This is a genomic window from Burkholderia savannae (assembly GCF_001524445.2).
Classification (GTDB): Bacteria; Pseudomonadota; Gammaproteobacteria; order Burkholderiales; family Burkholderiaceae; genus Burkholderia; species Burkholderia savannae.
Genome location: NZ_CP013417.1, coordinates 3,777,525 through 3,796,878, shown reverse-complemented (window position 1 = coordinate 3,796,878; position 19,354 = coordinate 3,777,525). Strand labels below are relative to the sequence as shown.

General features: G+C 63.9%; 10 protein-coding genes and 1 pseudogene. 3 read left to right on the top strand and 8 right to left on the bottom strand.

Features of this window, described 5'->3' with window-relative positions; all coding sequences use genetic code 11:
- The first annotated feature begins 613 nt into the window (after window positions 1-613).
- Window positions 614-1,921 (top strand): solute carrier family 23 protein, encoded by a 1,308-nt coding sequence (locus WS78_RS18565; protein WP_059578223.1) that lies wholly within the window; start codon window positions 614-616, stop codon window positions 1,919-1,921.
- 223 nt (window positions 1,922-2,144) lie between these two features.
- Here WS78_RS18565 and WS78_RS38245 read toward each other — a convergent pair.
- Window positions 2,145-2,240 (bottom strand): annotated as a pseudogene (locus tag WS78_RS38245) (transcriptional regulator); the annotation flags it as partial.
- A 152-nt stretch (window positions 2,241-2,392) separates the two neighbouring features.
- Here WS78_RS38245 and WS78_RS18560 point away from each other — a divergent pair.
- Entirely contained in the window at window positions 2,393-3,619 is a 1,227-nt protein-coding gene (locus WS78_RS18560) for a tyrosine-type recombinase/integrase (RefSeq protein WP_059578226.1), read from the top strand.
- A gap of 737 nt (window positions 3,620-4,356) precedes the next feature.
- Here the strand turns inward: WS78_RS18560 and WS78_RS18555 are convergent.
- The 7 genes from WS78_RS18555 to WS78_RS18525 form a co-directional block, all read right to left on the bottom strand.
- Window positions 4,357-7,218: a DUF927 domain-containing protein gene (locus tag WS78_RS18555; RefSeq protein ID WP_059578230.1), complete on the bottom strand. Its 2,862-nt coding sequence runs from the start codon at window positions 7,216-7,218 to the stop codon at window positions 4,357-4,359.
- A 127-nt stretch (window positions 7,219-7,345) separates the two neighbouring features.
- Window positions 7,346-7,672: a hypothetical protein gene (locus WS78_RS18550; protein ID WP_059578234.1), complete on the bottom strand. Its 327-nt coding sequence runs from the start codon at window positions 7,670-7,672 to the stop codon at window positions 7,346-7,348.
- Window positions 7,673-7,680: 8 nt separating this feature from the next.
- Window positions 7,681-8,028 carry a hypothetical protein gene (locus WS78_RS18545; RefSeq protein ID WP_059578240.1) on the bottom strand — a complete coding sequence of 116 codons (348 nt, stop codon included), beginning with the start codon at window positions 8,026-8,028 and terminating at the stop codon, window positions 7,681-7,683.
- On the bottom strand, window positions 8,021-8,233 hold the full coding sequence (locus WS78_RS18540; protein WP_059578244.1) for a hypothetical protein: 213 nt from the start codon (window positions 8,231-8,233) through the stop codon (window positions 8,021-8,023). Before WS78_RS18540 ends, WS78_RS18545 begins: the two co-directional genes overlap by 8 nt.
- A complete protein-coding gene (locus tag WS78_RS18535; protein ID WP_082717673.1) occupies window positions 8,226-8,402 on the bottom strand; it encodes a hypothetical protein in 177 nt (58 codons plus the stop codon). The genes WS78_RS18540 and WS78_RS18535 overlap by 8 nt, the downstream gene beginning before the upstream one ends.
- A 329-nt stretch (window positions 8,403-8,731) precedes the next feature.
- Window positions 8,732-9,256, bottom strand: coding sequence for a hypothetical protein (locus WS78_RS18530; RefSeq protein WP_059578251.1), 525 nt, complete (start codon window positions 9,254-9,256; stop codon window positions 8,732-8,734).
- The gene (locus WS78_RS18525; RefSeq protein ID WP_058039768.1) at window positions 9,253-9,444 is read right to left on the bottom strand and encodes a helix-turn-helix transcriptional regulator; all 192 of its coding nucleotides are present in this window, start codon (window positions 9,442-9,444) and stop codon (window positions 9,253-9,255) included. Before WS78_RS18525 ends, WS78_RS18530 begins: the two co-directional genes overlap by 4 nt.
- 660 nt (window positions 9,445-10,104) lie before the next feature.
- On the opposite strand from WS78_RS18525, the gene WS78_RS18520 reads away from it, so the two are divergent.
- Window positions 10,105-19,347: a hemagglutinin repeat-containing protein gene (locus WS78_RS18520; protein ID WP_059578255.1), complete on the top strand. Its 9,243-nt coding sequence runs from the start codon at window positions 10,105-10,107 to the stop codon at window positions 19,345-19,347.
- The last annotated feature ends 7 nt before the right edge of the window (window positions 19,348-19,354 follow it).

The following is a 19,354-nucleotide window of genomic DNA, read 5'->3' as shown; positions in this document are numbered from 1 at the left end:
CGCCGCGCGTGTATGACGCATGGCGGTGTTCAAGCGGGCGGCTCTTGCCGCCCGTTTTGCTTTTCGGGGCGGGCGTTTTACCGTCGGCATCGGTGGCATCGGTGGCTTCGGTGGCTTCGCCGGCGCCGCCGCCTTCGCAGGCGCGACCGCGCCGACGGGACGCAGCGGGACCGCTTTCGTGCGCTGTGACTTGCCGTGCGCAGCGGCAGCGGTTGCGATTGCGTCGCGCGCGTGGGGCACCGGCCGTATCGACTGCATCGGCTGCATCGGCCTTATCGGTCTCCTCAGTCCCATCGGCCGCGGCCAGGCGCGCTTTGTCGGCCTGGCCGCCTTTCGGAATCGGCGGCGCGCGCCCGGCGAGATCGCGCGCGGGGCTTCCAAGCCGCGTTCCTTCGTCACCCTCGCCGTCCGCGGTCGCGGCCCGTTTTCATCACCTCCGCGCGGATGCGCTTCCTTTCCCCTTCCTTGCGTTTCCTGTCCGCGCGCATCCCGCGCCGCGGCCGTTTTTGCGCGCCGCTTGTCAGCGCGATTCCCGCTTCGTACACTCGCGCGTGATTTTGCCTCGACGCGCCGTCGCGCGCGCCTCAATCCAGACAACAAGGAGAATTCCGCGATGGCCGATTCCTATTTCCCGCGTTGGCGCGCGCCGTCGCGCGACGACGCGGCCCGCGTCGTCGCGCCCGACGAGCGCCTGCCGTGGCCGCAGACGTTCGCGATGGGCGTGCAGCACGTCGTCGCGATGTTCGGCTCGACGGTGCTCGCCCCGCTTCTGATGGGCTTCGATCCGAATCTCTGCATCCTGATGTCCGGAATCGGCACGTTGCTGTTCTTCGCGCTCGTCGGCGGCCGCGTGCCGAGCTATCTCGGCTCGAGCTTCGCGTTCATCGGCCTCGTGATCGCGGTGACGGGCTACGGCGGCAGCGGCGCGAATCCGAACATCCCCGTCGCGCTCGGCGGGATCGTCGCGTGCGGCGTCGCCTATGCGCTGATCGGCGTCGTCGTGTCGGCGGTCGGCACGCGCTGGATCGAGGCGCTGATGCCGCCCGTCGTCACGGGCTCGATCGTCGCGGTGATCGGCCTCAATCTCGCGCCGATCGCGGTGAAGGGCGTGTCCGCGTCGACGTTCGATTCCACGCTTGCGCTCGTGACCGTGCTTTGCGTCGGCGGCGTCGCGGTGTTCGCGCGCGGGATGCTGCAGCGGCTCCTGATTCTCGTCGGCGTGCTGATCGCGTACGCGATCTATGCGGCGCTCACCAACGGCATGGGGCTCGGCAAGCCGATCGATTTCGCGAGCGTCGCGAACGCCGCTTGGTTCGGCGTGCCGACGTTTCACCGCCCCGTGTTCGATCCGCACGCGATCCTGCTGATCGCGCCCGTCGCGGTGATCCTCGTCGCCGAGAATCTCGGCCACATCAAGGCGGTGAGCGCGATGACGGGCCGCAACCTCGACCGCTACGTCGGCCGCGCGTTCGTCGGCGACGGGCTCGCGACGATCGTCTCCGGCAGCATGGGCGGCACGGGCGTGACGACGTATGCGGAGAACATCGGCGTGATGGCGGTGACGCGGATCTACTCGACGCTCGTGTTCGTCGCGGCCGGGCTGATCGCGATCGCGCTCGGCTTCTCGCCGAAGTTCGGCGCGGTGATTCAGACGATTCCGGGGCCGGTGCTGGGCGGGGTGTCGATCGTCGTGTTCGGGCTCATCGCGGTGACGGGCGCACGGATCTGGGTCGTGAACCGCGTCGACTTTTCCGACAACCGGAATCTGATCGTCGCCGCCGTCACGCTCGTGCTCGGCGCGGGCGACTTCTCGCTGAAGTTCGGCGGCTTCGCGCTCGGCGGGATCGGCACCGCGACGTTCGGCGCGATCATCCTATACGCGCTGCTGCGCAAGGAGAAGGAGCCGGGGCCGATGGTGTGAGCGGCGGCGGGGTGGCCTCGATTGGCGTGCGGCTCGAATTGCATTGCCTGGTGCGGGGTGGTCGAAGTGCGGCGCACGAAATGCGGCGGTCGAAATGCGGCGGTCGAAATGCGGCGGGGCTGCGATCGCATGACTTTCGTCGCGCGACTGGTCCGTCACCCGATTGGCGTGCCGCGCGCCCCTCGGCCACGCCGCGCTTCCCCGCTCGACGCCCGGCGGCTCATCAGCCCCCATGCGCCTGCGCTTCGAGCCACGCGCAGAACCGCCCGACGAGCGCCTCGCCCGCCGTTTCGCGCGGCGCGATCCACCAGTAGCTACGCCCTTAGGGTGCCGTAAAATTCGAGAGCATCCAGACTTCCCTTTATCTGCGCGGGGTTGTGGCGATCGATAGTGCTGTATAGGGCCGGGAGGTATCGTACAATCCCCAATTTTTCCGGGTACTTTTCCGGGTAGATTTTGGGGTGTTTAGACATGGCGGAACGCCTTCTTCGTGATGTTCAATGCCGTGCGGCCAAGCCGCGTGAGCGCGCCTATCGACTCAGTGACGGTGGGGGGCTCGCGCTGCTCGTTCGGCCGACCGGCCACAAATATTGGCAATTTCGTTACTCGAAGCCTGACGGCCGCGAGGGCTTGATCCAGATCGGCCCGTACCCCCGCGTGACGCTTGAGGTGGCGAGATCCGCTCGCAACGCGCACCGCGAAGTTGTGTGGCGAGGCGATGATCCGGCGATCGTGCGCAAGCAGGAGAAGGCTGAGCGCAAGGCCAAGGTTGTTTCGGCGCTGACGTTCAAGCAATGTGCACTTGCCTATATCAAGGCGCGAGGCGCGGAATGGCAGAGTGAGAGGTATCGAAAGCATTGGGTTCGCTCCCTGGCCACATATGCCTATCCCGTCATCGGCGCGCTGCGTCCCGCTGATGTGACGACTGATTTAGTGATGCGGGTGTTGGAGCCCGTCTGGTTGACCAAGAACGAGACGGCTTCTCGTGTGCGCGCCCGCATTGAAACCATCCTTGATTGGGCCAAGGTTCGTGGATTGCGCAGCGGCGAGAACCCGGCGCGATGGACGGGGCATCTTGAACAGCTTTTGGCATCCCCCCGTAAGGTCAAGCAGGTGAAGCACTTTGCGGCATTGCCGTATGTCGACATCGGCGCGTTTATGGTCGAGCTGCGCGCGGTGTCGGGCACAGCCGCACGGTTGCTCGAATTCACGATCCTGACGGCGGTGCGTTCAAATGAGTCGACGGGTGCGCCCTTCAGCGAGGTGGATCAACAGGGGGCTGTTTGGGAAATCCCGCCTGAACGAATGAAGGCCAAGCGCTCCCATCGCGTGCCGTTGTCATCGTCGGCACTCGCCTTGTTAAACGGCCTGTTCCAAGCGGATGCGGGGCCGATCTTCGAAGGCTCGAAGGCGGGGCGACCGCTCGCGCACAGTGCGATGCGAAAGCTGCTGAAGGCGATGGGGCGAGCTGACCTTACGGTTCACGGCTTCCGGTCGACGTTCCGTGATTGGGCCGCAGAGTGCACGCCATTCGCGAATGAGGTGGTGGAAATGGCGCTCGCGCACGCAATTCGCGACAAGACGGAAGCGGCCTACCGACGCGGCGACCTGTTTGAGAAGCGCCTGGCCTTGATGCAGGCATGGGCCGACTACATTGAGCAGGAGGTGAAGGCTTCGATGACCAAGGCCGCCGCCTGACCACCCGACCACCGTACTGACCACCCTGAAAATTGCGACGAGCCGCGCGTGTGACGCGCTCGAATCACCCGCTCACGCAACGCACCAGGCAGGACCCGCTCGTCCAAATGATCCGCCGCCGGGCCGTGAATATGACCCCCCTTACGCGCGCTCCCCACCAGTAAAACGGGCAAGGCCAACGCATCAGGGGCGTGCGTGATTTGGCCCTTTATGATTATGTGCCCCCCTTGTTTTCGTCGTCAGTAGAGAAAGAGCGCGGGTGTGAGCCCCCGCATGTTGGCTCCTGTACAGGGTCCCTTGGTTGTCCGGGCCGTCCACCGACTCTCTCGGTGGGTGCAACAATGTGGCTTCGGTGCGTTTCGCGTACGCCCCCCCTCGAAAACCCGCATTCCGGGGCATGAATTCCCCGGAAAGCCTTGTCCCATCTGGAATCTGGTCCGCACCGAACGCGCAGCACGAATCCGCTCAGTGCAAAACGAGTTGGAGGTTTGGAGGAAATGGTTTGAACTGGCCTCAAAGCCTTGTGGGATAAGGCTTTACGTTCCTCCAAACGAGTTGGAGGGTGTTGGAGGTGTTGGAGGAAAATTTCCGCCCATTGTTGCAAATGGATTAAGAGTCGCGATTTCCGCCCGCCCAGTTCCATCTGGAACGTATCTCGTCCAAAGTCACTTTGCTCCGGACGGGAATTGCCGCGCAAAGGTATGTCCGCCACCGCCCCTCCACGGCGGCGGTGCACTTTACAGATCGAGTGCGAAGATCGACGGCAACACGCGATAGACCATCGCCGGGCCGTGTCCGGGGATATCCTCCTTGCGGTAGGGATAACCGTCAGAACGGGGCCTGAGCACGCCCCGCTTCTTCAACGCCTCGGCCACCATCTTGTAATCGAAGCCGGCGCACACTTCCTCACGGAACACGCTCGACTCGATCAGATATTCGGTCTCGACGTTCTCCGCGTCGTCGGCACTCATCTTGTCGCCGAACTCCGTGTAGTAATCCTGATCCGATGCGATGGCCGTGTCGCGCTGGCTGCGCTTCAGCAGCCGTTTCCAGCCCGCTCGATGCGGCACGTTCGGCCGATGGTCATCCTTCGACCGGTGCATCCACACGAAACGGTTGTCGCCGTGCGCGGCCAGGAAATACCGTACCTGTCGCACGGCTTCCGCCTCGTCCGAATTGCCGGTGCCGCCGCGCAGTTCGAGCCAGCCATCGAAGCAACGACGCGCGGCCTCGACCGATTCGCCCGGCGGCCAGCCGGTCAGCCCGTGCGCTGTCGCCAGCTCGCCGGCCACGGCAACGAGACAGAACCGCTTGGCGACCCGCGCGACCTGCGAATGCGCGCCGATCGGCACCCACTGCGCGACCAGCTCGTCCACGCGCATGCGCAGGTGTTCGGCCAGCTCACCCGCCTGCGACGACGCCCACTCGATGAAGGCGGGGCCGGCCGTGCCGTAGTGCATGCCGGCGTGCCGCTCAAGATGCTCGATCAGCGCGGCCGGCGTCGGGAAGCCGTGCAGCTTCTCCACGACGCCCATCTCGCCGACCTCGGCCGGGATCGCGGGCAAGCGCACCTCGATACCGCCTTTCATGGGCTTGTTGCCCTCGGCCATCAGCGCGGACACGCTCTTTTCGCCGTTCGACAGGAACAGCAGCCGCCACGTAAGCACCGGCTTGGCCGAGCCGCTACGCGACGCGCGAGCCTTGCCCGACTCGTTCGCAAGCATGTAGATCACATCGCCAACCAAGCGCGGCTCGACCTGCCCTATTTCATCGAGGATCAGCAGCGCGTCGCTATGCTGCGTGGCGACGGCTTCGAGGGCGTTGTCGGTCGCCTTCCAGCTTCGCACGTAGTCGGGCGAGCCGAACACGGATGCAGCGATGACGCCGCCCGTCGACTTGCCCTTGGACGTCGTGCCGAGCAGGTGGAAGCCGCCCGACTGAAGGCCGGAGAAGTGCAGCAGCGGACCAGCGAAGGCGGTAGCGACGCAGAACAGCAGCCGGCTATTGCCGACGCAGTAGGCCGCGACCTCGCGTCGCCAGTCGTCCAGCGTGCCGCGCTCCTTGAACTGGCTCTGGATCGGCGTGTCGGCCTGATAGATCAGCGCCTCTTTGCCGGTGCCGATGACGCGATCGGGCAGCACGAACGCGCCGTGATGCCAGCCGACGCGCGGCACGCAGCGCACGCGCTCGTCCGGCTGCGCCATCTGCACATAGTTCGCGATCTGCGTGCGGGCGATCTGCGTGACGCCGAGCTTCACGCCCATATCGAGCAGCATGCGGCGCAGCTCCGTTCCGTCGCCGGCAAAGAGTCCGGCCGGCACCGCCCACCGTTTGAGGATGCCGTCGCGATCCGTGAATTCGAGCAGGTAGCCCCACTCGCTGTTCATCTCGTTTCGCGTCTCCGCAATCACGTCGATCCGCGTGCTGACCCAATGTGGTGGCAGCGGATCGCCCTGATTGTTGAAGCCGTGAAACCACACGCCCTTATCGTCGACAATGAACCGCGACTTGCCGTCCTGCGCGCGGGCTGTTTTCGGGCGCTTGGCAGGCTTCACGGCGGGCAGTGCTGCCTTGGCCTTGCCGGCGTCAGCCGAGCCGGCCGGCGCAAGCGCAGCGCGCACGGCGGCGGCCACCGCATCCGGGCCGAGGTGCGCAGCCAGGTCGTTGAAGTCGGTGCCGGCCGTCGGGCGGTTCGGACCGAAGTCGGGCACGGCGACGATGCCGGCGACGGCCTCGGCCGCCGCACGGGCTTTCGTCACGCCCGGATTGCCCTTTGTCGTGTGGTCGTCATCCGCGCATACGACGATGCGGGCGTCCGGATACTGGCCGCGCAGCGCCGTCGCGACCGCGTGCAGGTTGCCGGCGTCGAACGCGACGGCAGCCGGATAGCCGGTCGCGGCCGCGAGCGTCGCGCACGTGGCGTAACCCTCGCCAATCAGCAGCGTGGACGGCGCGGAAGATAGCGGGCCGCCGATCAGCGAGAAGCAGCCCGCCTTGCGGCCGTTCGGCAGATAGCGTTTCTGGCCGTCCGTCAGGACGAACTCCAGCGTCCACAGCTTGCCGTCGGCGTCACGGGCCGGAATGACGAGTGCGCCGTCGCACGCAGCCGTGCCAATGCACAAGCCGCCGCGATGGACGCGCAGCGCGTCGACCGGGATGCGCTTGCGAACGAGGTACGGGTGATCGGCCGGCGCGGGCTCGGCCGCCGACCAGATCGACTCAGCGAGCGCCGACGCGGCTTGCTGTTTCTCGGTCAGTTCGGCCAGCTCGGCCGCTTCGCGGGCCGCGCGCTCGGCTTTCTGCCGCTCGCGCTCCGCTGGATCGACGGGCTTTGCTCGATGCGCACGCGGATCGAAGCCGCCAAGCTTCGCGAGGTGAAACAGCGTGTTGATGGTGATCTTGCCGCCCTTGAACGACTTCCACACATCGCGCGCGTCCTTGCCGTTGTAGTTCTGCGCGCCTTGGCTCCATTCGTTCCAGAGGGCGAAGCCCTCCTCGCCAAACTCAGCCTTGAGCGCCATCCCCACCTGACTCCACGTGTCGCGGTCGTCGGGCGGAACATAGCCGAGCGCGACTCTCGCCCGCTCGAATTCGGACATGGGTGCGTTACTCATAGGTTCCCACTGGACGCGCGTCGGTCGACTTCCGATTAGTAGTCCATATCGGTCAAGCAGCTACCCGACGCGCGAAGAATTGAATGATGCGAAGATGCCTTGCGGCGGAGCGTCAGCCGGCCGCGCGAGGCACCGACAGAACCGCCCCGCCCGCCGTGACGTCGTTGCTGTAGACGTAGCGGCCGAGCCGCGACTCGCCGAGTGCGTCGTTCGCCGCCTCCAGTGCCGCGCCGATCGACGGCAGGGACGCGCGGAACAGGCTCAGCACAAGCCAGTAGTCGTCATCGGACATGGCCTTGTCGGCCGCCCAATGCAGGCTGTCCAGCAGCTCCATTGCATCGCTGATCCGCGTGCCGATGCGGTTGCCGTCCGGCCGGTTCACCTCGGCCACGAAGTGCGACGCGAGCGGGGGCAGGGTTTTCTTGTTCGTCTTTGCCATGATTCCCCTCAGTGTGTCGTGCGCGGTTCGCGCGTGACCAGACCGAGCGCCGCGAACAGGTGCTGTTGCACGCGCCCCATCAGGCCGGCCGCGAACGCTTGCCGGCTGACCGCGACGCGGTGCGTGTCGACCTCGCCGGTTTCGTGCATGGCCGTTTCCAGCCCGCGCGTGAATGCAGCGGCCTGATGCGCCGCATAGTCGTGCAGGCGCACATTACCCTTCAGGTCGAGCCATGCATCGGCGCAGATCGCGCCCAGGTCGACGGCGAATTGCAACTCGATCGGTGCGCCGGTATCGAGCGGCGGGGCATTGTCGAATCCGTCGACAACGGCGGTGCGGATGCGTTGCTCAGACATGACTCACCTCCGGCTTCGACAGACGACGCATGCTGGCCGAGTACTGGCTCGCCACGTCGCGGCCCATTTCGACCAGCGAGCGCTCGTAAGTGAACTCGTCAAGATGCTGACGAATGGCGTCGAACAAGGCTTCGAGATTGGCGAATTGATCGGCCGCACACAGGGCGATCATGGACGCTTCTTGCAACAGCCCTTGGTTAGCCATGCCGCACCTCTGCACGGATGAGCGCGGCGATGGCGGCCAGTGCTGCGCCGGTCGCATCGAGTGCGTCTTGGTACGTGTCGGCCGTTGCCGCGTCGCGAAGGGCGGCACGGACGATCGATTGAATGATGGGGAAAGGTTGCCCGGTATGGGCGTGCGTGGACTGGCGCATGAAGCGGCCTCCGACGTTAGCGTTTCGGAAGCCCGCTCCCCACTTCCAAATGGGGTGGGCGGGCTGATAGCAGGGTTGGAAGACCGGAACGTCGGCACCGGCAGGCCGAAGCCTCCCCACCATCGCCCACCCATTGAAAAAGGCGTGCAAAGGCACACGGACGTAAAAAAACCGCGCATTGGCGGTCGTCCGCCGACATTTTCCGGGCTTCCAAACCCGGTTCGCTGCTGTTTCAGCGACGCGCACAGGATACCGCGCGGGGCCAGACGACGCAAATTGCGACGCCGTTCGCCGTGCATTGCCGAGTACAAAGTGACTTTGGGCGAGCATCAGGCGGCCTCCCCCTTGAGCACAGCGGTCGCAAGTTTGAGCTGTTCGATATCCAGTTGCGAGCTGCCTTGCGCTAGCGATTGGCCGAGCGCGACGCCCCGCAGCAGCGCGCTGACTTCCAAGCGGCGCGTCACGTCGGTGCACTGCGCATCGATGTCGTTGTAAAGCGCACGATAGGCTTTCCGCAGCTGTCGATACTGCCGACGACGGTAGTTCGCCGAATCTTGTTCGGCAGCGGCGATCGCCTGGTCGAACTTCTCGCAGGCGGTGCCAAGTTGCTTTGTCGTCAGGCGCGGGGCTTCGAGCGCAAGTGTCGACGCGAGCGTGACGGCGATCGCGACGAGCTTGCCGGCGTCGTCGCCACGATTCCAAAAGTGCCCCTCGATGTCATCAAGGATTCCGGCGAGCTTGCGGAGTCGGGCATCGCGGCAACGCACGAACGCAGCGTCGCGGGCCGTGACGGCCGCGCCCATCGCGCGACCATATGGGCCGCCGCGACTGATCAGCGGGGCGTGCGCACTCATGCCTGCCCCCGCGTGGACTGACGGGATTCGACCCATTGCTGGACGTCTGTGGCGCGCCAGCCGACGCTCCTGGCACCCAACTGGACCGGCGCTGGAAACTTGCCCTCGCGAATCCAGCGATACAGCGTTGTTTTCTTGACGCCGACGGTATCGAGCACGCCGACAAGACGAAGCAGTTTGAAAACCATTTTCCACCTAGAAAATGGCCTGCTCCGAAAGAGGGAACGGCGACAGCACTGTATAAAATCACAGCACTATCGAAAAATCGTAGGCGATGAAAATCCACGCATGGCGCGCGCAAGGGCTTGACGCGGCGCGCCTGCCCCCTTATTGTTCGCATCGACTACAGTGCTTCACTATCTTCCACAAAGATGTGATAGCTGTGGTGTTCCCTCCACGGAACAGGCTCCCAAGCCAAAAAAATCGCCGGGGGTTGTGTTGGTAGCACGCTCCCGGCACCTCTTCTGTCGGCTTGGCGCAGTCTGCTTGAACCAAGCTTTTACCGCGCTTTTTACCCCAAACGTATAGCCTATAAGGGCCACAGGCGTTCGTCTGAGTGCCGACAAGGGCGTAATTATATCGAAAGGGGTGCGCCCCTAAAAGCGTTCTTTCGGTAGGATTGCCCGGGCGCTGTCTGAATCGGGGCGATAGGTTGTCCAGCTAAGTTCCCTGAAGTGCCGTGCCGTATCAAGGGAAATTCGACGTTCCATTCTCCGTTGGCGCATTCGAGCGAACGAACCGGCCAAATTGGCGGCAAATCGAATTTGTCAATCGTTAACCCTCGAAATTTGTTACGTCATGTATCGTCCGACGTACAAAATTCCGAGAGGGCGCGACGCGCTATTGATGTGAACCGTAATTGCTACCGGGTGATCTTCAACCGTACACGGCATGCGCTGATGCCGGTACAGGAAACCGCCAGTTCCACAAGCCGATCACCGGGTAGTCGACAGGGAGCCGCCCCTCAGTCGAACGTATTCGATTTCTCATTCGGTCCACGTACGCTCGTTATCGCCGCGTTGATGTTGTGGGCCGGCCAAAGTGCCTTTGCTCAGGTCGTCGCGGGAGGTGCGCACGCGCCGTCCGTGATTCAGGCCCCGAACGGAATCCAACAGGTGAACATCAACCGCCCCGGCTCGTCGGGTGTGTCGATGAATACCTACAACCAGTTCGACGTACCCAAGCCAGGGATTATTCTCAATAACTCGCCGATTAACGTCCAGACTCAACTGGGCGGCATTATCGGCGGCAACCCCAATTTTCAGGCCGGTGACGCGGCGCGTCTGATCGTCAACCAGGTCAACAGCAACAACCCGAGCTTTATTCGCGGCAAAGTCGAGATTGGGGGCGCGGCCGCACAGCTCGTGATCGCGAATCAGGCCGGGCTGGTCGTGGATGGCGGCGGCTTCCTCAATACGAGCCGAGCCACGCTGACAACGGGCAATCCGAACTTCGGGCCAGACGGCTCGCTAGTCGGCTTCAACGTGAATCAGGGCTTGATTTCGGTGGTCGGCGCGGGGCTCGATACGGCCAATGTCGATCAGGTGGACTTGTTGGCACGCGCCGTCCAGATCAACGCGAAGGCGTACGCGAAGACCCTGAATGTGGTCGCTGGATCGAACCAGATCGACTACAACAGCCTGAACGCGACGCCAATCGCCGGCAATGGCGCAGCGCCCGCCATCGCGATCGACGTGAGCCAGCTTGGCGGAATGTATGCCAATAGGGTCTTTCTCGTCTCGTCAGAAAATGGCGTTGGTGTTGCAAATGCCGGCGACATCGCCGCTCAAGCGGGCGACCTGACGCTGCAAGCGAACGGTCGCCTCGTGCTGTCCGGCCAGACCAATGCGGCCGGCAATATGTCGCTGGCGGCCTCGGGCGGTATCCAGAACACCGGCGTCACGTATGGCAAACAGTCGGTCACGATCAACACGGGCGCGGACCTGATCAACAGCGGCGCGTTGACCGCCCAGCAGAACCTGACCGCCAACGTCGGTAGCCTCAATTCGACGGGCACCCTTGGCGCAGGCATCAACGCCGACAGCACGGTCGGAACGAGCGGCGACCTGAGCGTCACGGGCAGCGGCCAGGTGACCGCGACGGGTACCAACAGCGCAGCCGGTAACACGACCTTCACCGGCAGCGGCGTCGATCTTTCGAACAGCGCGACGGCCGCCAACGGCAACCTGAGCGTGACCGCGACGGCGGGCGACTCGAACCTTGCCGGCTCGACCGTCAGCGCCAAGGGTGCTGTGAAAGCCAGTGCGACGGGCACGGTCATCAACGATCAGGGCAATCTGTCGAGCGGCTCGGACATGACCCTGAGCGGTGGCAACCTGTCGAATCAGGGCGGCCGCGCTAATTCGCAAGGCCCGCTGTCGGTGCAGATGGCCGGCACCGTGTCGAACCAAAACGGCATGCTGAGTTCACAGAGCACGGCCGACGTTCGCGGGAGTGCGATCCAGAACAATGCCGGGCTGATTCAAAGCGCGGGCAAGCAAACGATTGCTGGCGCATCGATCGACAATTCGGCCGGCCGGCTGATTTCCCTGAACGCGGACGGCCTGTCGGTGATGGCGACTGGCGCACTCACCAACGCGGTCGGCGCGAACGTGAGCGGCGATCCGGGCGGCGTCATCGGCGGCAAGGGTGACGTGACCGTACAGGGGAACACGGTCACGAACAGCGGCTCGATGTCGGCCGACGCGAACCTGCGCGTGATCGGCCAGCGCGTCGACAACGGTAACGGCACGCTGCACGCCGGACAGACCACCACCGTCGACGCCGGCAATCATTTTTCGAATGCCGGCGGCAGAGTTGAGGGGCAAAGCGCCGTGTTGAACGGCACGACGCTGGACAACTCCCAGGGCACGGTCAATGCGACGGCGGTCTCGCTGAACGGTTCGACGCTGCTGAACCACGGCGGGACGGTCACGCAAACCGGCACCGGCCCGATGACGGTCGCGATCACCGACACGCTCGATAACTCGAACAACGGTCTGATCCAGACGCGCAGCACGGATCTGTCGCTCACGCCTGCTGCGCTGATCAACGACAACGGCGGCACGATCACGCACGTCGGCACGGGCACGCTGACGGTCGGCAACGGTTCGGGCACGGTCAGCAACAAAGCGGGCACGATTGCCAGCAACGGCCAAACCGTCCTGCAAGGCAAGACGATCGACAACTCGGCTGGTTCCGCGTCCGGCCAAACTGGCCTGAGCGTCAATGCCTCTGACTCGATCACGAACCTGAGCGGCAAGCTCACGTCGAACGCCAACGTCGACGTGACCGCAGGCGGTGCACTGGTCAACGACGGCGGCGAACTCGGTTCGAAAACGGCCACGACGACGATTCACAGCGCCTCGCTGTCGAACCTAAGCGGCAAAATCGCCTCCCCCACCCTGACGGCCACCATCGCCGGCCTGATCGACAACAGCCAGAACGGCGACATCGAAGGCAACCAGCTTGCGTTGACGGCCGCGAACCTGAAAAACCAGGGCGGCCACATTTCGCAATGGCAGAGCGGCCCGACGACACTTGCTGTCGCTGGCACGCTCGACAATTCGAATGGCGGCGTCATCCAGACCAACAGCACGGACCTGACGCTCGCACCGGCCGCCCTGGACAACTCGAAAGGCACCATCACGCATGGCGGCACCGGCACGCTGACGCTCACGCCGGGCAATGGCGCGGGGGCTTTGCAAAATATCGGCGGCACGATCGGCACCAACGGACAGGCCATCGTGAAGGCCGGCAGTCTGGACAATGGTAGCGGCGTCATCGCGGCGAAACTGGGTCTGGCGGCCACGATCGCCGGGGCGATGAACAACGCTCAGGGCCTGATGCGCTCCAACGCGGCGCTGTCGATCATCGGCAACGGGGCGCTGTCGAACCAGCAAGGGCACATCGAGGCGGGCACGGCGGGCGACACGAGCACGCTGTCGATTCAGGCCGCGTCGATCGACAACACCGATGGCGCGGTGCACGACTTCGGCAGCGGCGCGATGAACGTGCAAGGCGGCAGCCAGATCGTGAACAGCCATGCGGGCGGCGTCGCCGGCATGGGGCAGATGACCGGCCAGGGTGATGTGACGATCGCCGCGAGTGCGATTTCGAACACGCAGGGCGGCCAGTTGATGGGCGGATCGCTCCATGTTAAAGGTGATACGGTCGACAATTCCGGCGGGCAATTAGGCGACGTCGCGAACTCGACCGGCGACGTGGATGTTACGACGACGGGCGCGATCTCGAACGCCAATGGTTCGATCAGCTCGACACGTGACCTGACGGTAGCGGCTTCGACGTTGCTCGGCGGTGGCGCATACAGCGCGGCACACGACGCGACGATGAACCTGCAAGGCGACTTCACGACCACGCCGCAAACGCAGTTCAACATCGGTCACGACCTGACCTTCACGTTGTCGGGCACGTTCGCCAACAGCGCGAACCTGCAATCGGTCCACAATCTGACGGTCAACGCCGGCAACATCGTCAACACGGGGGCGATGACGGCCGGTAGCCTGCTCAGTACGCATTCGGGCGACCTGACGAACTACGGCGCGATGGTTGGCGGCAGCGTCGCCGTCCAGGCGAGCGGCACGGTGTCGAACCTCGGCCCTGTCGCGCTGATCGGCGCATCGAACACGTCGGGCCTGCTCGAAATTCTGGCGCACGACATCGAGAACCGCGACGACACGACGCTGGGCGATTCGATGCCGACCGCGACGATATTCGGGCTCGGCAAAGTGGCTTTGGCGGGCGGCAAGGATGCGAACGGCAACTATACGAACGCGGCGTTGATCAACAATTCGTCGGCGGCGATCCAATCGGGCGCTTCGATGGAACTGCACGCCGACAAGGTCACGAACACGCGGCGCGTGATGCAGACCTCGGGCAACACGAACCAGGTTGATCCTGCATTGCTGCAACAGCTCGGCATCAGCATGTCGGGGTGCGCCGCTTACTACATCGCGGCCTGTAGTGGTCAGGACGTGCACTGGATCAACCTGTTCCACGATCCGAATTACCCCGATTACGATCCCGCGCCGATCATCGCCGCGCTCAAATTGCAGCCGGGCGGGGTCTTCACGGTACCGCCGAACGGCGGCCAGTGGAACAGCGGTTATCAGTACACGACCTACGAGGGCAAGGCGGTAGCCAACACGGTGACGAAGCTGAGCCCGGGCGCGCAGATCGCGTCGGGCGGCGATCTCGACGCGTCGACGGTCAAGACATTCCAGAACTACTGGAGCAGCGTGACGGCGGTCGGCAACATCAAGCAGCCCGTGAGTCTCGATATGGACGGCTGGGGCGCGACGGGCCAGCAAGCGCCGGGCGTAACGGTCACGTATTCCGGCTACTACCACTACAACAACTACGACAACTCGGAACACAACTGGACCTTGCCGTTCGGCGACAAGCCGTTCGTTGGCGGACCGGGGGGCTATACGCAAGCGGCTCCTGCCGACGTGAGGCAGTACAGCCTGCCCGACTATCGCTCGACCTGGGGCGCGAACGGCACGATCTCGGGCAACGGCGTGAGCGTGAACAACACGGCGGCCAATGCGACCATTCCGTCGCTCGGCTTGCTGCCCGGTCAGGCCGTGCCGGGACTGACGATCGGGACGGTGAGCGGCAACGCGAGCGGCACGCAATCGGGATCCGCCGCGATCAAGGGCGGTACGCCCACCTGGGTCGATCCGGTCATCGCAAGCGCGACCGCCGTGAACGTGCTGAACAACCTGACGATTCCGCAAGGCGGCCTGTACCGGCCGAACCCTGCCCCGAACCCGACATACCTCATCGAGACGAACCCCGCGTTCACTCGAATGAACAATTTCCTGTCGAGCGACTATTACCTGAACCAGATCGGCGTGAATCCGCTGACGACCGAGAAGCGCCTTGGAGATGGATTCTACGAGCAGCAGCTCGTGCGTAACCAGGTCACGCAACTGACGGGCAAGGCGGTATTGGGCCCGTATACGGACCTTCAGGGCATGTATCAGTCGTTGATGCTCGCGGGCGCGGAATTGTCGAAGTCGCTGAACTTGCCGCTCGGCATGAGCCTGTCGGCGCAGCAGGTGGCTGCGCTCACGACCAACGTGATCATCATGCAGACCGAGACGGTTGGCGGTCAGCAAGTTCTCGTGCCGGTCGTATATCTGGCGAAGGCCGATCAGCAGAACGCGAACGGCCCGCTGATCACGGCCGGTAATATCGACTTGAAGAATACGCAGGTCTTCACGAACAGCGGCACCGTGAAGGCGGACACGACGCTCGCGCTTCAGGGCAAGCAGATCGACAACGCGTTCGGCGCACTGCAAAGCGGCGGGCTGATGTCGCTCGATACGACGGGCAACGTGGATCTTACGTCGGCCAATGTGAAGGCCGGCAGCCTCGACCTGAACGCGGGCAACAAGCTGATTCTGGATACCGCGACGCAGACGACGCACCAGGTGAGCCGCGATGGCGCGACGAGCGACAAGACGACGCTCGGGCCGGCCGCGAACCTGAACGTGGCCGGCGACGCGTCGATCAAGACCGGCGGCGATTTCCAGCAGAACGCGGGCAACCTGAATGTCGGCGGGAACCTGAACGCCAATATTGGCGGGAACTGGAATCTCGGCGTGCAGCAGACCGGCGAACACAAGGTCGTGCAGCGTGCGAACGGCGTGTCGGATACGGACCTCAACAGCGCGACCGGCAGCACCGTGAACGTCGGCGGCAAATCGGCCATCGGTGTGGGCGGTGACTTGACCGCGCAAGGTGCGCAGCTCGACTTCGGCCAGGGCGGCACGATCGCGGCCAAGGGGAACGTGACCTTCGGTGCGGCGAGCGTCACGTCGACCATCAACGCCAACAGCTCGGGCGACCAGGGGAATCGCAGCTATGCGGAAACCCGGCATGGATCGGACCAGGCGCTGACGGGTACGACCGTCAAGGGCGGCGATACGCTGAATGTAGTGTCGGGCAAGGACATCAACGTCATCGGCAGCACGATCGACCTGAAGAAAGGCGATGCGAACCTGCTCGCGGCCGGCGATGTGAATGTCGGGGCCGCGACTGAAACGCACGTGTACAACTCACGCGAGACGCATAGCCGTAGCGGCGTCGTGAGCGGCACAAAAATCGCCAGCAGCCAGGACGCGAGCAGCACGGTGGCGAACGGCAGCCTGATTTCGGCGGACGGCGTGTCGATCGGCAGCGGCAAGGACATCAACATCCAGGGTAGTACGGTCGTCGGCACGCACGATGTGGCGCTGAACGCGGCGCACGATGTGAACGTGACGACTTCGCAGAACACCAGCCAGTCGTCGACCACCTATCAGGAACAGCACTCGGGCTTGATGTCGGGCGGCGGCCTGTCTTTCTCGGTCGGCAACAGCAAGCTCGCGCAGCAGAATCAGGTGTCGAACGTCACGAACTACGCGAGTACGGTCGGTTCGGTCGACGGTAATCTGACCGTTAACGCGGGCAATACGCTGCACGTGCAAGGCAGCGATCTGGTCGCGGGCAAGGACGTGACCGGGACGGCCGCGAATATCGTGATCGATTCGGCCACCGACACGACACATCAAGCGCAACAGCAGCAGACCAGCAAGAGCGGGCTGACGGTCGGCCTGTCGGGCTCAGTGGGCGATGCGATCAACAATGCGATCAGCGAGACGCAGGCCGCGCGCGAATCGGCGAAGGACAGCAACGGCCGCGCGTCGGCGCTCCATAGCATCGCGGCGGCCGGCGACGTGGCATTCGGCGGCATGGGCGGCGCAGCGCTGTTGAACGGCGCGAAGGGGCCGCAGGCTCCGAGCATCGGTGTGCAGGTAAGCGTTGGTTCGAGCCATAGTTCGATGCAGTCGTCGGAAGACCAGACGATTCAGCGTGGCTCAAGCATCAATGCGGGAGGCAACGCGAAGCTGATTGCGACGGGCAACGGCACGCCGAAGGACGGCAACATCACGATCGCGGGCTCGAACGTGAACGCGGCCAACGTGGCGCTGATCGCGAACAATCAGGTCAATCTCGTCAATACGACCGATACGGACAAAACGCAGAGTTCGAACTCGTCGTCTGGGTCGAGCGTCGGCGTGTCGATCGGCACGAATGGCATCGGCGTGTCCGCATCGATGCAGCGCGCACACGGCGACGGCAATTCGGATGCGGCGATCCAGAACAACACGCACATCAACGCCAGCCAGACCGCGACCATCGTGAGCGGCGGCGACACGAACGTGATCGGCGCGAACGTGAACGCGAACAAGGTCGTGGCCGACGTGGGCGGCAACCTGAACGTGGCGAGCGTCCAGGATACGACCGTGAGCGCCGCGCATCAGTCGAGCGCGGGCGGCGGCTTCACGATCAGCCAGACCGGCGGCGGGGCTAGTTTCAGTGCACAGAACGGCCACGCGGACGGTAACTATGCGGGCGTGAATGAGCAGGCAGGTATCCAGGCGGGCTCGGGCGGGTTCGACGTGACCGTGAAGGGCAACACCGACCTGAAGGGCGCGTATATCGCCAGCACGGCCGATGCGTCGAAGAACAGTCTGACGACGGGCACGCTCACGACGAGCGACATCGAGAACCACTCGCACTACAGCGCGAACAGTGCGGGCTTTAGCGCTGGCGCGTCAGTTGGGGTAAGCACCAAGGCAGTTGGGCCGTCGTCGGTATCGGGTTCGGGTGGCGTCACGCCGATGGTGTTCCAGAACGACAGCGGCGACCAGAGCGCGACGACGAAGAGCGCGGTGAGCGCCGGCACGATCAATATCACGAAGCCGGGCGAGCAGACGCAGGACGTCGCGAACCTGAACCGCGACACGACGAATCTGAACGGGACCGTTTCGAAGACGCCTGATGTACAAAAGATGCTGTCGCAGCAGGCTGACACGATGAACGCCGCCCAGGCGGCCGGGCAGACGGTGTCGCAGGCGATCGGTCTGTATGCCGACCACAAGCGCGACGCAGCATTGGACGCGGCTGACAAAGCCTATAAGGCTGGCGATTTGGCGGGCGCACAGGCGGCGTTGAACGAAGCCAAGGGCTGGATGGAAGGCGGAGCGTCGCGCGCGGAACTGCAAATGGGCGGCGGTGCACTGATCGGCGGGCTCGGCGGCGGCAGCGCGCTCACGGCGATTGGTGGGGCAGCGGGAGCCGGCACGTCATCACTGCTGGCGAACCAGGCTGAGAAGATCAGTAAATCGGTCGGCGATACGACCGGCTCGTCGCTGGTCGGCAACATCGCTGCGAACGTCGCGGCAACGGTTGGTGGCGCATTGGTTGGCGGTAGCGCAGGCGCGGCGATGGCGTCGAATGTGCAGCTTTACAACGCAGGTAACGACGCCAACAACAAGGATGCGCAGGCGAAGGCGACCGGGCTTCAGGGACTAATCAATCAAGCGGTGGCCGCCGGCGTTGGCGCGGTGAATACGGTCGCTGGCGTACGAAATGCCATCGGAAACGCGATTGGTGATGCTGTCGATTCAGCCGCGAGCCAGTTCGGCACGTTGATGAAGCGCGACGCTCAGGACAAGATGTCGCAGTCGCCAGCCCAGTTGATCTCTCAGAGCGTAGCGAATGGGGTCAACACGGTCTTGGGGTCGAAGGGGGGCGAGCCGCCGATAGCCGGTCCAGGTACAGTGTTGGTAAATTCCTCTATGGAACAGGCAGCGAACGCTTCGTTGACGGGTTCGCGAGGCGCGCCGTCCAATGCAATCCTGTCGAATAATGGTGGGGATGACGCCAATGCTAATGCGAACGGTGCAACTGGAAATGGCCCATATTCGAACCTTACCGATTCCTCGAGTGTTGGGCCGGGGAAAAATTTCACGGCAACGCAGAAGAAAAACATCATTGAACAGAACATGGCTAACAATGGTGGCGAATTGAGGTCTGATCTAGATGGGACGCTGCTAGTGCCGGCGAGCAAAAGTCAAAAGGGGGTCACTCCGCCTCCCAATGAGGTTCAAATCGACCATATTGTGGCAAAGAATCCGGCAGATTCGAGTGCTCCGGCGGGTACCAATAGCTATAGTAATGCGCAAGTTTTGTCTCGGGAGCAGAATCGAGATAAGTCGAATAAGCCGCCTAAATAGGAATTTA